13 protein-coding genes are annotated in these 14,252 nt (G+C 40.0%); 7 read left to right on the forward strand and 6 right to left on the reverse strand.

Annotation, left to right across the window (positions count from 1 at the left end):
• Nucleotides 1-4 precede the first annotated feature (4 nt).
• Nucleotides 5-976: a YegS/Rv2252/BmrU family lipid kinase gene (locus ACFE90_RS14160; protein WP_375501480.1), complete on the reverse strand. Its 972-nt coding sequence runs from the start codon at nt 974-976 to the stop codon at nt 5-7.
• A gap of 190 nt (nt 977-1,166) precedes the next feature.
• On the opposite strand from ACFE90_RS14160, the gene ACFE90_RS14165 reads away from it, so the two are divergent.
• On the forward strand, nt 1,167-1,613 hold the full coding sequence (locus tag ACFE90_RS14165; protein WP_375501482.1) for a lysozyme inhibitor LprI family protein: 447 nt from the start codon (nt 1,167-1,169) through the stop codon (nt 1,611-1,613).
• Nucleotides 1,614-1,793: 180 nt separating this feature from the next.
• Here ACFE90_RS14165 and ACFE90_RS14170 read toward each other — a convergent pair whose 3' ends face one another.
• Nucleotides 1,794-1,982, reverse strand: coding sequence for a hypothetical protein (locus ACFE90_RS14170; protein ID WP_375501484.1), 189 nt, complete (start codon nt 1,980-1,982; stop codon nt 1,794-1,796).
• 268 nt (nt 1,983-2,250) lie between these two features.
• Here ACFE90_RS14170 and hemC point away from each other — a divergent pair, with 268 nt between their 5' ends.
• The 6 genes from hemC to ACFE90_RS14200 all read left to right on the forward strand — a co-directional run bounded on the left by hemC (nt 2,251) and on the right by ACFE90_RS14200 (nt 10,145).
• A complete protein-coding gene (gene hemC / locus ACFE90_RS14175; RefSeq protein ID WP_375501486.1) occupies nt 2,251-3,222 on the forward strand; it encodes a hydroxymethylbilane synthase in 972 nt (323 codons plus the stop codon).
• Between the two features lie 118 nt (nt 3,223-3,340).
• Nucleotides 3,341-4,780 (forward strand): glycogen synthase GlgA, encoded by a 1,440-nt coding sequence (gene glgA / locus ACFE90_RS14180; RefSeq protein WP_375501488.1) that lies wholly within the window; start codon nt 3,341-3,343, stop codon nt 4,778-4,780.
• A 1,176-nt stretch (nt 4,781-5,956) separates the two neighbouring features.
• A complete protein-coding gene (locus tag ACFE90_RS14185; protein ID WP_375501490.1) occupies nt 5,957-7,156 on the forward strand; it encodes an acyltransferase family protein in 1,200 nt (399 codons plus the stop codon).
• A 685-nt stretch (nt 7,157-7,841) separates the two neighbouring features.
• A complete protein-coding gene (locus tag ACFE90_RS14190) occupies nt 7,842-8,459 on the forward strand; it encodes a phycobiliprotein lyase (RefSeq protein WP_375501516.1) in 618 nt (205 codons plus the stop codon).
• On the forward strand, nt 8,460-9,020 hold the full coding sequence (locus ACFE90_RS14195; protein ID WP_375501492.1) for a hypothetical protein: 561 nt from the start codon (nt 8,460-8,462) through the stop codon (nt 9,018-9,020).
• A gap of 357 nt (nt 9,021-9,377) precedes the next feature.
• Nucleotides 9,378-10,145 (forward strand): phycobilisome rod-core linker polypeptide, encoded by a 768-nt coding sequence (locus ACFE90_RS14200; protein ID WP_375501494.1) that lies wholly within the window; start codon nt 9,378-9,380, stop codon nt 10,143-10,145.
• A 166-nt stretch (nt 10,146-10,311) separates the two neighbouring features.
• Here the strand turns inward: ACFE90_RS14200 and ACFE90_RS14205 are convergent, their stop codons facing one another.
• The 4 genes from ACFE90_RS14205 to ACFE90_RS14220 all read right to left on the reverse strand — a co-directional run bounded on the left by ACFE90_RS14205 (nt 10,312) and on the right by ACFE90_RS14220 (nt 14,226).
• Nucleotides 10,312-11,232, reverse strand: a complete 921-nt coding sequence (locus ACFE90_RS14205) for an RluA family pseudouridine synthase (protein WP_375501518.1) — start codon at nt 11,230-11,232, stop codon at nt 10,312-10,314.
• Nucleotides 11,233-11,482: 250 nt separating this feature from the next.
• On the reverse strand, nt 11,483-12,133 hold the full coding sequence (locus ACFE90_RS14210) for a Uma2 family endonuclease (RefSeq protein WP_375501496.1): 651 nt from the start codon (nt 12,131-12,133) through the stop codon (nt 11,483-11,485).
• A 47-nt stretch (nt 12,134-12,180) separates the two neighbouring features.
• On the reverse strand, nt 12,181-12,501 hold the full coding sequence (locus tag ACFE90_RS14215; RefSeq protein ID WP_375501520.1) for a KGK domain-containing protein: 321 nt from the start codon (nt 12,499-12,501) through the stop codon (nt 12,181-12,183).
• A 207-nt stretch (nt 12,502-12,708) separates the two neighbouring features.
• The gene (locus ACFE90_RS14220; protein WP_375501498.1) at nt 12,709-14,226 is read right to left on the reverse strand and encodes a thioredoxin-like domain-containing protein; all 1,518 of its coding nucleotides are present in this window, start codon (nt 14,224-14,226) and stop codon (nt 12,709-12,711) included.
• Between the last annotated feature and the right edge of the window lie 26 nt (nt 14,227-14,252).

Genomic DNA, 14,252 nt, shown 5'->3' on the forward strand with positions numbered 1-14,252 from the left:
GCCCTCACTCCTCTACCGTGTCTTTCATCTCAATAGTCAGATTAGGGAGTCCCTCTAGTTTTTCGGTAGGCTCAACTTCTTCTACTAATGGCACAAAAATATTCAAACCTGCTGGTACACACTTAATTTCTACTGGTGTTGTGCCTACTATTTCACCATCTAGAACAACCTTTTGCGGTGGCTTAGTAGTAATTTTAAATTCTTTGGCTCGCAGGAAGCCAATATCATTCCGATCTACAGCGTTACCTGTAGAAGCCGTTTGGAATAGATGAAATGTAGCTGCGATCGCTCCTGCCTTGTTAACTGGAGCTACAATCGTTAAATCTAGTAACCCATCATCATAAATCAGACCTGCTGGGCCTTGAGCTAAGACTGAAGTAGCAGGCGCGGCATTTGCTACTGTAACTGCACAGGCACTAGTTTTAATTATCCTGTCTTCTGTTTCAATTTCAACATCAAAGTTTTTTAAATTTCTTAGTTGCTGAATTCCAGCGAAAACGTAAGCCATCATCCCAAAGCGATTCTTAGCGTCCCTGTCTGCCAATTCTACAGTTTCAGCTTCAAAGCCAATACCTGCCAAAAGTACCATTGGCCGATCATTGCAATAGGCTACGTCTACATGACGGGTTCCTCCCTGCAAAATTGTCTCACACGCACCTGCGATCGTGTCAGGAATTCCTAAAGCTGTAGCAAAAGCGTTTGCTGTTCCTCTAGAAATAATGCCAAATGGAATATTAGTACCCACTAAAGCCGTTGCTGCCGCCGAGAGAGTGCCATCTCCCCCCGAAGCAATGATTGCATCTACTCCCCTCGCTACTGCTGCATTAGCCAGTTCATCAGCGTCGATTTCTTCAGTTGTGAGATAAATATCTAGGTCAATTTCTGGCTCTAATATTGCCCGAATTTCTGCCAGTTCTATATCTGGGTTACCTTGACCCGCAACTGGATTGAAAATGAGGCAGGCGGAACGATTCATAAAATATAAAGGCTAAACTTAGATCACTAAAATACCAAATTATTTTTAGCATTCTTGTGAAACTTCGGCTTCCTTCTGACGGCTGGTTTACCTTTTGTAAGAAGTTTAGAAGTCTTCTGCATCGGAACATACCAATGCTGATGCGTATTTAAGTACCTTTTATCTTTACTGAAACAATAAAAATTTTGCCATGCGTCAATTATTACTAGTTTTAGCAAGTATGCTAACTCTCAGCAGTTTAAATACTCCCACCGTGACAATAGCAGGCACAAAACCTGATTTACGGGAGATTCGCTTAGTTCAAAATCTTAACTGCAATAATCCTCAAACTCAAATAGCAATTGATGAATGCATAAAGTTGTCTTATCAGAATAAAGATAAAAAAATGAATCAAGTTTATCAACAATTGCTACCTACCTTAAATAACTTTAGTAAACAGAAGTTAATTGCTTCACAGGTAGCATGGATCAAGTTTAGAGAGACCAGTTGTGAGTTTGAAATAAGTAGATATCAAGGAGGAAGTCTTGCCCCAACCATTTATTTTGGTTGTCGAGAAAATTTCACCATATTGCGTACCCAACAATTACAGGATTATCTCCAAAACCATATTTTAGGCAATGTAAGATATTGCTTGTAACCCGATTAATACATTAATACTCTGATTTGGAGAAAGAATTTCAATTGTCTAGTTCGGAGCAATTAGCACATCATCTACAGGTTCTCCGTTATCGTCAAACTCAATTTGTTGCCAACGGATAACCGCCACATCTGGAACAATTGACAGCTACCAAAAGTACAACGTAACTCTGGAAAAGCATTAAGCAATTTGCCTCTTTTCTGTGACTTCATTAATTCCATAAATCAACTTAGCCTGAAGTCGGGAGTGGCGGGTTTTGGGCATTGGTTTTAGGATAATCTCACCATCAATATAAAGGCTTACAGGCTTTGTTTCTGGTAACTTCAGAAACTCCTCTAGAGTTAGAGATGCAGATTTTGCAACACTCATAATTTCTGCTACTCCGAAAGTCCTACATTCAGTTTATAGCAGTTTTCAATCGATCTACCGTGCATTTTCTTGTCTTCGAGTGATAAATAAAGCGGCTTGTACCGTAATAGTGCTGTATTAAGTAGTACTGTTTGAGATTCTGGAAACCAGCGTTAGGTAAAGAATTGTAATCCAAAATCCAAAATTCAAACCCCAAAATTGGTATGAGTCCCTGACTACGGTAGTCTAGATGAGAGTGAATTTATCGCCTGCGATATTATATTGTTTTATGACTTCAGTTGTTTCTAGTCCTCCACGCACTATTCGGATTGGTTCACGTAAAAGCCAACTTGCTCTGGTTCAGACCTACTGGGTACAAGAGCAACTCCAGAAAAAATTCCCTGAGATCATTTTTGAAGTCCACACTATGTCTACCCAAGGCGATAAAATCTTGGATGTAGCATTAGCTAAGATTGGCGATAAAGGACTTTTTACTAAAGAGCTTGAACTTGGAATGCTCAATCAGGAGATTGACTTTGCCGTTCATTCCCTCAAGGATCTGCCGACTCATTTACCTGAAGGGTTAACACTGGCAGCAATTACTGAACGGGAAAATCCAGCAGATGCATTAGTGGTGCATAAAAAGCACAAAGATAAACAAATTGATACATTGCCAGAAGGTGCAGTAATTGGTACATCTTCGCTGCGGCGGTTAGCACAGTTACGTCATCACTTCCCCCACTTTTCCTTTAAGGATGTCCGGGGAAACTTGATTACACGGTTGGCAAAACTGGATGCAGGCGAATACGATGCTTTGATTTTGGCCGCAGCAGGGTTAGAAAGATTGGGAATGAGCGATCGCGTTCATCAAATTCTCCCCAAAGAAATCTCCCTTCACGCCGTGGGACAAGGTGCTTTAGGTATAGAATGCCGTGCCGATGATAGTGAAGTGCTATCTTTACTCAAAGCGATTGAACACCCCGAAACACGCGATCGCTGTCTGGCTGAACGGTCTTTTTTACGCTCTTTAGAGGGCGGCTGTCAAGTACCTATTGGTGTAAATACAGAAGTATCTGGTGAGAATTTGACCTTAACAGGGATAGTGGCTAGTGTAGATGGTCAAAAGTTCGTAAAAGATACCGTCACAGGGATTGCCAATAATGCTGAAGCGCTAGGCACAGAACTAGCACAAGTGTTGCGGCAACAAGGAGCGCAAGAAATTTTAGCAGAAATTTTTGCGGTGATTGGGCGCGGTTCTTAAGCAATAGGGCAAGCCGATGTGATTAGATAAGAATTGATCGTCGTTGCACCAAAGATGTGCCAAACGCGACAAAAGTTAATTTGACAATATAGACAGAATCGGGGAAGCAAAAATTACCATGCGGATTCTATTTGTTGCAGCAGAGGCAGCACCCATTGCGAAAGTAGGAGGAATGGGTGATGTTGTTGGAGCATTACCCAAATTTCTGAGAGAAATGGGGCATGATGTGCGGATATTCTTGCCTTACTATGGCTTCCTGCCAGACAAAATGGAAATTCCCTATGAACCCATCTGGTGGGGCGATGCCATGTTCCAGCACTTTGCAGTATACGAAAGCGTTCTGCCTGGTACTGATGTTCCCTTGTACTTATTTGGACATCCCGCCTTCATGCCCCGCCGCATTTATTCTGGAGAAGATGAAGATTGGCGGTTCACTTTGTTTGCTAATGGTGCAGCCGAGTTTGCCTGGAATTACTGGAAACCGGAAATTATCCATTGTCACGATTGGCATACGGGGATGATTCCCGTGTGGATGCACCAAGATCCTGATATCACCACAGTGTTTACCATTCATAATCTGGCTTATCAAGGGCCGTGGCGTTGGTATTTAGAAAAAATTACTTGGTGTCCTTGGTATATGCAAGGACACAACACAATGGCGGCGGCGGTACAATTTGCCAATAAAGTAAATACAGTTTCGCCCACCTATGCGGAGCAAATCAAGACACCTACTTATGGTGAAACGTTAGAAGGTTTGCTGTCCTTTATTAGCGGTAAATTATCTGGGATTATCAACGGAATTGATACTGAAATTTATAACCCAGAAGATGATAAATACATTGCTCAAACCTTCACTGCTGATACCCTGGAGAAACGCAAAGCCAACAAAATTGCTTTGCAAGAAGAAGTAGGATTAGAAGTCAACTCCAAAGCCTTCTTAATTGGGATTGTGACCCGATTAGTGGAACAAAAAGGCATTGACTTGATATTGCAAATCCTTGAGCGCTTCCTCTCTTATACAGATGCACAGTTTGTGCTGTTAGGGACAGGCGATCGCTACTATGAAACTCAGATGTGGGAATTAGCATCCCGCTTTCCTGGACGTATGGCAACTTATCTACTGTATAACGATGCCCTGTCTCGCCGGATCTACGCTGGCACTGACGCTTTCTTAATGCCTAGTCGCTTTGAACCTTGTGGTATCAGCCAAATGATGTCTTTACGCTACGGTTCTGTGCCTATTGTCCGCCGCACAGGTGGATTAGTCGACACTGTAAGCCATCACGATCCCGAAAATGCAGCAGGCACCGGTTATTGTTTTGACCGCTATGAACCGCTAGACCTTTTCACCTGCATGATCCGGGCTTGGGAAGGCTTCCGTTTCAAACCACAATGGCTAGAACTACAAAAACGAGGTATGGCCCAAGACTTTAGTTGGTATCAATCTGCCAAAGAGTACGTGAAGTTGTACAGGTCAATTTACGGTCTGCCAGAAGAAGAAAAGACACCACAACCAGAGTTAGTTTTAAACGAAGCGATCGTTAATAGCAAGTCATAAATCTCTGTAGGGGCGTACAAATGTATTATACGTGCCAACTCTAATTTTTGGGACTCATGATAGCATTGTTCAGATTAACTTGATATCTGAAGATGCTAATCATGAGTTTTTTTGTTTCTGAAACAATTTTTTCTTTGTAAGTATCTAATACTATTTCACTAAACCCTGATACATATATAGCGGTTCCCAGATGGGTAAGTAGCAATGCCCATTGGTGTCAACTTAAGCTAAAACTCGTTTAAAATCTTGTTTCCAGCCAGAGGCTGGAAATGCTGATCATTGCGCCTCTGCTGCCAGTAAGGGAAGCGGAGTCTCAACGACGGGCATTCCCAGTCGAAGGCAGGGAAGGAGGCAACAAGGCAATCTTTCAAAGTTGTGTTTAGATGGTTTTCACATTAAGTTGACACCAATGGGCAATGCCATGCCCCTTCCAGCGTATTTTTACCATTAATTAAAGTGAAATGGATCTAACGCTGCCTTATTACTGTCACTAGATAAAAATCAAAAAACTTTGTTGTTATGAGTTCGTATCAATATAGGAGTACCTTGAATTGAAGGAAGTTCAAGCCAAGTTACTTCTATATTATTTTTTTAGACTAATAAAAGAGCGATAATTGCATTGATAGTGAGATTCCTGAGTCTTGTTTAGTGCATCTTATCTTTCTAATTGGAGTTTAATAAAGATCCTATAAACTTCGGACAAGCTTTAAAAACCCTTCTTGAAAAATTATAAGTATTCATATATAGATAATTGTATATTATTTGTTGTATTGATATTCCAATTTTATCTTGATATTTTCTCATGTTTTAACGGTTTAATTAGGGAAGTTTTTTTGTACATAGTGCAGTTAATAACTTCATAAAATGAATTAGCTTTTGCTTTTTTTGAGATATTGGCACGCTTCTCTGTATACCTTTTGAGTGGCAAAATTTCTCATTGAAAGTGAGACATAACATCATGTCTGCTTGATTATTTACTAAAACCGAAGAACCCCACCCCACCTCTGTACCCTCCTCGCTTGCGGGGAAGGTATTAAGGCGAACCAGCACGGTCTTAGGGGGTCAAAAGCCTTTCATTTATTGGGTTATACACTCTAAAAAAAGGGGGATAAGACATTGCAAAATATGCATTGACTATCCTTTTCTATAACAACTTAATCTTTGTTAAATTCCAAAATGCTAGAAACAGAAATTCAGACGCAGCCTATTTATAATATTCCTTCAATTAGGAATTATCGATGGTCAACTCATCTTGATCTATTAAGGGGTTTAGCTTCTTTATTAGTTTTTATCGGTCACATGAGAATTTTATTATTTATAGAATATTCAGAAATTAGTAATCCTAGTTTTTTGATAAAAAGGTTAAATTCATTAACAGTATTGGGTCATCAATCTGTAATGATTTTTTTTGCGTTAAGTGGATTTTTTATTTCATCTAGTGTAATAAGGAGAATTCAGCAAAAGCAATGGTCTTGGGTTAATTATTTAGTAGATCGTTTCACACGTTTATATACAGTATTAATTCCTGCTTTATTGCTGTCTTCTTTTTGGGATTCTCTCGGTATAAAGATATTTGGTACTGGACAAGATAGCTTTTATGGAGAAAGGTTTCACAACGGTCATTTAGCAACTTACAAAATTTTGGAAAATTTCACATTTCAAAATGCTTTGGGAACTTTAGCTTTTGTGCAAACAATTTTTGTAGATTTATTTGGTTCAAATAAGGCAGTTTGGAGTTTAGCCTATGAATTTTGGTATTATATACTTTTTCCTTCAATCATCCTATTCTTTTTTGTGAAATCCTTAAAAATGCGTGTCTTATACGCTTGTTTAGCTTCAGGTATATTACTAATGGTTGGTTCGGAAATTAGAATTTATTTTCTGGTTTGGCTGATGGGAGCATTAGTTAGTATATCTCATCCTTCTAAATATCTTAATAACAAGAAAATCCTAAATTTACTCACTCTTTTGTCTATACTAATTCTGTGCATTGCCTTAATAAGTGAACGTTTTATTGGTCGAGAAATAGCAGATTTTTTAGTAGGAATTTCTACTGCTGTCATGATATATCTTCTAGTTAATAGCCGTAGTCAAATAAGACAAGGAGGAGCATACGAAAAGTTTTCTAAAGGTTTAGCAGGATGTTCATACACTCTTTATCTTGTCCACATGCCGATACTGTGCTTTATCAGAGCATGTGTAATTGGCGATCGCCCTTGGGAGCCAGATATTTTGCATATATTCTTGGCACTTATTATAGTTGTATTTGTATTTTTATATACGGTTGTCATCGCACATTTTACTGAGGCAAAAACAGGCAAGTTTAGAAATATAATTATGTCTTGGATAAAAAACAGAGCTTTAAATCAAGCTTAACTGCTATGCCGAGCAAATCAAGACGCCTACTTATGGTGAAACCTTTCCCAGACACATGGCAACTTACTTACTCTATAACGATGCCCTGTCTTCCTGCATTTATGCTGGTATTCTTTAACGCAGCAACTCATGTATATGGTACTATATCTGAGTTAGATATTAAAACCAAAGTCAATCTAGTCAACCTAAGATAATCTAAGTTAAATGATCCCGGACTACTTCCAATTTATAAACAAGCACAAGTTGGTGGAAGTAGTCCGAAGCTTATATAGTTTTGCTGTTGAGCGATATTATCTCTTTCTATTCCTGCTATAGGAATCGTATTTGATTTTTGAAATTATCTACGTGGGCGGGGAGTAGGGAATAAGGAATTAGGCTTTTCGATCTGTACCGAGCTTTTTCAGAAATCAATTATTAGTCCTATAGTTCTAAAGTTGTTGCTTAATTACGAAAATGAACAGTCACACTACTCTTAGCATTTAGTGATTTAAATCATTCACTTAGTTTTTATAATGATCCCTGCAATTACTATGCACAAAAAATTAAATTTACTACAAGTATATCGTGGTATGGTTACACAGAGGGGTGTGTGGAGTATGTCACAATGTTTATATACCAAAAACTATAAAAATAAAAAACCGTAAAATATCATCCGCAGGAGTAATAAGTAGGAGTTAGAAAATTGATAGACGCAATGGACTTTTTTCAGTTAAGTGCTGGTAAGTGGCGATCGCAACGTGCAACTCATCACCTACCCTTTAAGCGCTCAGAAATAGGAGAATCGGATATACAGGTAGAAACTCTGGATGCCAATCATCCAGAAATCATTGAACTGTGCCAGTATCATCAGATTGACCCCAGCCTGTCAGTAGGTGGATCACGGGTGCGTTGGCTGGGCACAATGGCTTGGGATAGAGAAAATGACGAGAACCATCAAGGAAAAACCATATTTGCGATCGTGCCTGATAGCGATAACCCAAGAGCTGGTAAATTACTCCGTGAAAGAGGCTACGCTGAAATTATGCCTGTAGTCGGTCTTTTTCACATGGATGATGAAGATGGGCTAGTGTTGACAACCGAATACGAAACAATGAGTTCCATTGAAAGATTCTGGTTCGGTAGCCCAAATATGCGATTACGAACCAGTACAGTGAAACGCTTTGGTGGCTTCAGCACTGCATCATTTTGTACCGAAACTCGCATTGAAACTTCTATTGAGGCTTCCAACCCAGAACAAATAACAGAAAGACTTGGGTCGGATGTTTTGGAAAAAAGACAGTTTTATTCAGTTTTGGGCTGGTGAATGATTCTCAAGCAGACCGATGCTTTTACTCGTGGACGAGATTATCTGCATCGAGTACAGGGGTTTGCCCTAGAACCGGGTATGGTGGATGTGTTCGATAACGTGCGCGATCGCATCCCCATTTGTACTTGGATCGGCGATAATATTAACACCATTAACGCTCAGATCAATACCTATCTAGACCTTTGTCATGAGTGCTTTCATCCCCAAGAGCGTCGCCACATCCAAATTTTTGCAGTCCCTATAGCTCAATCCTTCGGCATCGACGGGCTATGCAATATTCTCACAAACCCAGTAACTATTCTGGTAGATGTCGGTCGAGTTGCACCTAGAGACTGGTTTGGTGTAGTCGTTCATGAATACGCCCATGCCCATCTAGGAGACTTTGGTCACAATCAGCAGTTTGCTAGCATCCTATCTCATCTATGTTTAGGACTGGGATTGGAACCACCCTACTGGGAGTCAGCAATGGAAGCAACTTTGCGTAGCTGGCCTCACTGTAAGTCAACCATAGATCCCCTGGAATTTTGGATAGGTCAAGGGAGTAAGAATAGGGAGTAGAGGGGCAGAGGGAATGGGGTTTTTTCAATGTTCCATTCCCCACTCCCCACTCCCCATTAATTTTTTTTGCTATATGTTAAAAATTATTGCTTTATTTTAAAAAGGTGAAACTGAATCTTCTATTCTGTTGTATGTGAACAAAGTTTTTTAGGTAGTTATTAGGCTGAAATTCTCACTGCCTTTATAAATTAGCTATGGTTTGAGTCCAACAAGCTAATTTTTGTTTTTTGGAATAGTTAAATTCCCCTTAGTTAAGTTTCGTGAAATTTTATCAGAATCTGAAGTTTTGATACAACTACTCCCTTAATATATGATCTAAAGTTGTTAACTTTAATTAAGAAATATGGAGGCTTTAGAGTGGCAATTCCTCTGTTAACATACGACCCTTCAAGTCAGAACCAGCGTGTAGCTGCATACGAAGTACCGGGTGATGAACAGCCCAGGATTTTTAGTACAGACAATCTGCTTTCTGCGTCAGATTTAGACCTTCTGATCGAAGCAGCCTATCGTCAACTTTTCTTTTATGCCTTTACTGCCGATCGCGAAACATATTTAGAGTCTCAACTCCGTAATGGACAAATTACAGTACGGGACTTTATTCGTGGGTTGGTACTTTCCAATACCTTTAAGAAAAGCTTCTACGATCTCAACAGTAATTATCGCTTTGTTGAGCAAGTAATTCAGCGCGTTCTAGGACGCGACCCATACAATGAGCGGGAAAAAATTGCCTGGTCAATTGTAGTCGCTACCAAGGGTATTAGAGGCTTTGTTGATGAAGTCCTCAACACCGAAGAGTACCTGAGCAATTTTGGAGACTCCACAGTGCCTTATCAGCGCCGTCGGATACTGCCATCTCAATCTGCGGGTGAGTTGCCATTCAACATCAAATCTCCGCGATACGAAGCTTACCACCGTACCAAACTGGGTTTCCCCCAAATCATTTGGCAGGTCGAAGTACGCAGATTCCTTCCACAAGAACAAAAGCCCAAGGCTGGCGATCCAGCTTTATTCTTGGCTTTGGCACAAAGTATCAATGCAACTGGCAATGCTCCTCAACGGATCTCGTCATTCAACATCGATATCGAAAAGTCTGTACCTTATCGGCAAATAGCAGGAATTAAATAACGATTTTTGTTCGACAGCTGACTAGTACATCCATTTGATCATTTTATAGCGTGCATAAGTCTTGGGTTATGTAGGAGTTTCATTTAGGTATAACTAGTGGAACAGACTCTATCCCATGTCTGATGCACGCTAGTTGTTAATGGGTATTGGGCATTAGGCATTGGGCTTAAAGTGTAGTTCGTCTTTTTAACATCTCTAAAAGTTTTGTAAAATGGCTGGGAGGGTTTGCTGTCACTTCAATCAACTCTCCAGATATGGGATGCTGCAATTTTAGTCGCCAAGCGTGCAGTGCTTGACCGGGCAAATTTACCCCCACTGAATGACCAGAACTATAAACTGGGTCGGCGACAATGGGATGACCCATTTTGGCGCTGTGGACGCGAATTTGATGGGTGCGTCCAGTTTCTAGTTGGAAGTGGATTAAGGTAAAGTTGCCAAGGCGTTCTAGTACTTGCCAATGAGTTACAGCGACTCGTCCGCCTTGTTCAACAGGCATAATAGCCATTTTTTTGCGGTCTTGTGGATGGCGACCAATGGGCAAGTCAATTCTGCCACTTTCAGCTTTTGGCGCACCGTAAACCACGCCCAAGTATTCTCTCCGTGCGGTTTTAGCTTTGAGTTGTGCTTGTAGGTGATGATGGGCAATTTCTGTTTTAGCGATCGCGATCGCACCTGTTGTATCCTTATCCAATCGATGGACAATTCCCGGACGTTGGACTCCGCCAATTCCTGGTAAATTGGGGCAGTGTGCCAATAGAGCATTTACCAAAGTGCCATCTGGATGACCGGGTGCAGGATGGACAACTAAACCTGCGGGTTTGTTGAGAATGAGTAGCTGGTCATCTTCGTAGAGGATATCTAAGGGGATATCTTCTGCAAGGAGTTCTAAAGGTTGCGCTTCTGGTATTTCGAGAGTGATGCGATCGCCTAACTTGACATTAATCTTCTTAGATGTGCAAACTTTGTCATTAAGTTGGACATTACCCTGTTCGATTAACTGTTGAATGCGGGAACGGGATAAGTCTGGTAATTCTTGGGAAAGGTAACGGTCAAGGCGATCATTGCCTTTAATGTTGACGCAGTGTATCGTATCCTTGAAGGGAAGTAAGCTAGACGCTGCATCCTCTAGTGGAGTTGACAAGCCATCGCTATTTTCTTGGATTTGTAAATTAAATTCGGTCACAATTGCTCTAAATTATTAATTCCCCTTTCTTTAAGTAAAGCGCGGAATGCTTGAAAAGGGGGGGTTATAGATCGTGCCTACTCAGGTAAAACCTTGATTTGACCTTAGTCCACAGAGGCGGACGAGAATTTATATATCCGCAAATTCTATTGCCTTAGCTGTCTTGTATTTGTTTTCTTACCGATTGTCGAAACGCTCTAAGTGCTGAACTCATTCCTGTGGTTCGCGCCATTTCCACAAATCGGGGAATGAGTTCTGTGATAGAAAAAGTGGGAAATGTGGGACTGATGACAGATTTCACATATTGCTCACCTTGCAGCAAGCTAATTTCTAGGTTTTTGCTTTCATATCGCCAAATTTCAGGTACTTTCAACGCCTGATATGCACTAATTTGGGTTTTAGAGGTGACATCAATTTCAATTGCCAAATCAGGAGGAGGGTCAACAGTTAAGTCGATCCTATCTTTCCCAATCATTAGCTTATAGTTTTGAATATAAAAACAATCATCGGGTTCAATACCTGCACTTATATCTTTTCGCTTAAAGGTAGTTGAACCTAAAGACTCCCAATTAAGATCGAGTTCATCTAGCAACGCTTTCACTAAATCTTCAATAATTACCTTAGATCGCTCATGTTCTGGTAATGGAGCCATAATTTCTAACGTTCCTTGGCTGTATGCTACTCGACTCCTGCGATGTTCTCCTAACTCATTAAGAATTGCTTCAAATACTTGCCAACTCACATCTTCCAGGATTATTCTTTGCCCTGGTGGAACTCGAATTTGTTTGAGTTGAAGAGTAACCATAGGATGCTAGTTGTTAAATTGGCGTTTGGTGATATGTAGGATGGTGTTCATGTTGGTTGTATCATTTTACGAATATCATCTAAAGGTGATTCAGGTTCATCTTCTTCATCAGGACAAAATTTAAGACACAATTTATATTTATCTTTAGTTGTATTTGATACGTATATTTGAATTTCCAGTTTACCTTTCTGCCAGCCTTTACCTTTAATTTTAAGTATCTGGCAATCTGTAACCAAATTAAATTTAATTTCATCTATTTTGATAGTCTCTTGACTAAAAGATAGTTGCTGGAAAAATGCAGGAATTGAAGTGATAGCTTTTTGAGTCGAGAAATCATAAGCACCATGATTTTCCCACTTGCTGCAAATCTATTGCCGAACTAATTCCTTTAATCTGCTAACTTTAAAAGTATCTTTCTGCAAGAGTACAACATCATCATCACAATCTAGAATAATTAGTTTATTATTTATATTCATATCAATTTTAGACTGGACAATACCAGCTTGATAATTTAAGCTTACTCCCAGCTTATTCTGTAATTTTATTGATATCAAGCTAGTGAAAATACCTAAATACTATGAATTAGTTGGAATACAAACATCTGGCGCACATAACCCAATAAACTCTAGCGTTGTCACCTCAAAGGTATCCAAATCTACGCAACGAATAGCATGGTTATTAGTATCGGCAATATATAAATTTGAACTCAAAACACTCAATCCCGAAGGTTCAAAAAACCGAGTGTTTTTACCTTGGCCATCTTGTAAGCCACCAGTACCATCTCCTAAAACTGTTTGACAATTGTTTGTACTAGGACTCACCAATTTAATTTTGTGATTGTAAGTATCTGCTACCCACAGAAAATTTTCAGCGTATTCTACTCCTAAACAGTGCTGCAAACGCACATCTTCACCTTGTGCGTCTACATCGCCAAAGCCAAATAAACCCCCACTACCGCAAACAGTTCGCACTTGATAGGGTTCTACAATACTCACACCGCGAATTGAACTGACTTCACTATCAGCAATATATAATTCTTGCCCATCTGTGCTAATACCACTAGGTTGAGCAAAGGCAGATTCAGTAAGTGAACCATCAATACAAGCTTCTGCACCAGTACCAGCATAAGTTTTTACAATGCCAGTTTCTAAATCCATTTCCCAAATTTGATGAGGCCCAGCCATTGCAATAAACAAAGTATTTCCCACTTTGACTAAATCCCAAGGAGAATTTAGCGCAGTTTCTAAACCAGCACCGCTATGAGGATGAATATTGCGGCTTTGTTCACCTGTTCCTGCGATCGCTTCCACTACTTGACGCTTTAAATCAACTCGCCGCAGGGTATGATTTTCTGTATCAGCAACATAAAGAATTTGATTTTCGGCATCATAAGCCATTCCCTGTGGTGCAAAAAATTGCGCTTCGTTAAAAGCACCATCAGTTAAGCCAGATTTTCCAGTACCAATCAAGTGCAAAATTTCGCCGTCGAAACTACTCATAATCAGGCGATGATGTCCAGAGTCAGAGATGAATAAACCCATTGGAGTAGCTAGAACTTTACCGGGAAAAGCTAGAGGTGTGATTAATGGTTGGCGCTGTTTTTCTAAAGTCAAGCTAAGTTCTTGAAAATTAATTGTCCCTTTGTCTTGATGTTGCTGAATTAACTTTTGAATCAACTCATCCAAAGAGTCACGGTTTCCTTCACCAGAAATCTGGCCAATCACGTAACCTTCTGGATCAATAATTATTAAGGTAGGCCAAGCACGCACGGCATACTCTTCCCAAACTCGAAAATTGCTGTCAACTACAACTGGGTGCTCAATGTCGTAGCGCAGGATAGCTTGGCGAATATTTTCTGTTTCTTTTTCGTTGTCAAATTTGGCAGAGTGAACGCCGATAACAGTAAGGCTATCTTTATATTTTTGTTCTAAATATTTTAGGTTTGGCAGAATATGCAGACAATTGATACAGCAGTATGTCCAAAAATCTAAAATTACAACTCTACCCTTGAACTGTTTAAGAGACAAGGGTTTATCGGTGTTGAGCCAAAAGTAATTTTGTGGTAGTTCTGGCGCTCTGACACGGGGAATCATAGGTAATTCATAAATGCAAACATTAT

Source organism: uncultured Nostoc sp., assembly GCF_964245445.1.
Lineage (GTDB): Bacteria > Cyanobacteriota > Cyanobacteriia > Cyanobacteriales > Nostocaceae > Nostoc.

Excerpts from the sequence above, each read along its gene's own strand:
- ACFE90_RS14160 (WP_375501480.1), bottom strand. The coding sequence starts at position 976 with ATGAATCGTTCCGCCTGCCTCATTTTCAATCCAGTTGCGGGTCAAGGT.
- ACFE90_RS14165 (WP_375501482.1), top strand. The coding sequence starts at position 1,167 with ATGCGTCAATTATTACTAGTTTTAGCAAGTATGCTAACTCTCAGCAGT.
- ACFE90_RS14170 (WP_375501484.1), bottom strand. The coding sequence starts at position 1,982 with ATGAGTGTTGCAAAATCTGCATCTCTAACTCTAGAGGAGTTTCTGAAG.
- hemC (WP_375501486.1), top strand. The coding sequence starts at position 2,251 with ATGACTTCAGTTGTTTCTAGTCCTCCACGCACTATTCGGATTGGTTCA.
- glgA (WP_375501488.1), top strand. The coding sequence starts at position 3,341 with ATGCGGATTCTATTTGTTGCAGCAGAGGCAGCACCCATTGCGAAAGTA.
- ACFE90_RS14185 (WP_375501490.1), top strand. The coding sequence starts at position 5,957 with ATGCTAGAAACAGAAATTCAGACGCAGCCTATTTATAATATTCCTTCA.
- ACFE90_RS14195 (WP_375501492.1), top strand. The coding sequence starts at position 8,460 with ATGATTCTCAAGCAGACCGATGCTTTTACTCGTGGACGAGATTATCTG.
- ACFE90_RS14210 (WP_375501496.1), bottom strand. The coding sequence starts at position 12,133 with ATGGTTACTCTTCAACTCAAACAAATTCGAGTTCCACCAGGGCAAAGA.
- ACFE90_RS14220 (WP_375501498.1), bottom strand. The coding sequence starts at position 14,226 with ATGATTCCCCGTGTCAGAGCGCCAGAACTACCACAAAATTACTTTTGG.